The sequence below is a fragment of the Pseudomonas sp. P7779 genome, assembly GCF_013386315.1.
In the GTDB taxonomy this organism is placed as follows: Bacteria; Pseudomonadota; Gammaproteobacteria; order Pseudomonadales; family Pseudomonadaceae; genus Aquipseudomonas.
This window is the reverse complement of record NZ_JACARZ010000213.1, coordinates 1-651: the sequence shown is the minus strand read 5'-3', so window position 1 is coordinate 651 and position 651 is coordinate 1. Positions and strand designations below refer to the sequence as shown.

1 protein-coding gene is annotated in these 651 nt (G+C 60.1%); it reads left to right on the top strand.

Going from position 1 to position 651, the window contains the following annotated elements:
• Window positions 1-105: 105 nt before the first annotated feature.
• On the top strand, window positions 106-651 hold a 546-nt coding region (locus tag HX869_RS31235), incomplete at its 3' end, for an LON peptidase substrate-binding domain-containing protein (protein WP_178904182.1).

Here is a 651-nt window from a genome sequence, read left to right as displayed (position 1 = left end):
GTGCTTTTGAAAATATTGTGCAATATGTTGCTATCTCACCCCCCCCATTGAAACCACTGCCGACCCGCCCCATCTAACTTGCATACTTCCTTATGCAGGTGCCCCATGAGCGACCAGCAAGAATTCCCGGACATCGACCTCAACGACTACGCCGACCCGGAAAACGCTGAACACACTTCCGCCAACACTGGCTTGGCCCTCCCAGGGCAAAACCTGCCCGACAAGGTCTACATCATCCCGATCCACAACCGGCCTTTCTTCCCGGCGCAAGTGTTGCCGGTGATCGTCAATGAAGAGCCGTGGGCCGAAACCCTGGAGCTGGTGAGCAAGTCCGACCACCACTCCCTTGCCCTGTTCTTCATGGAAACCCCGCCCGAAGATCCGCGCCACTTCGACACCTCCAGCCTGCCGCTGTACGGCACCCTGGTGAAGGTGCACCACGCCAGCCGCGAAAACGGCAAGCTGCAATTCGTCGCCCAGGGCCTGACCCGCGTGCGGATCAAGACCTGGCTCAAGCACCACCGCCCACCGTACCTGGTGGAAGTCGAATACCCGCACCAGCCGACCCAGCCGACCGACGAGGTCAAGGCCTACGGCATGGCGCTGATCAATGCGATCAAGGAACTGCTGCCGCTCAACCCGCTGTACAGC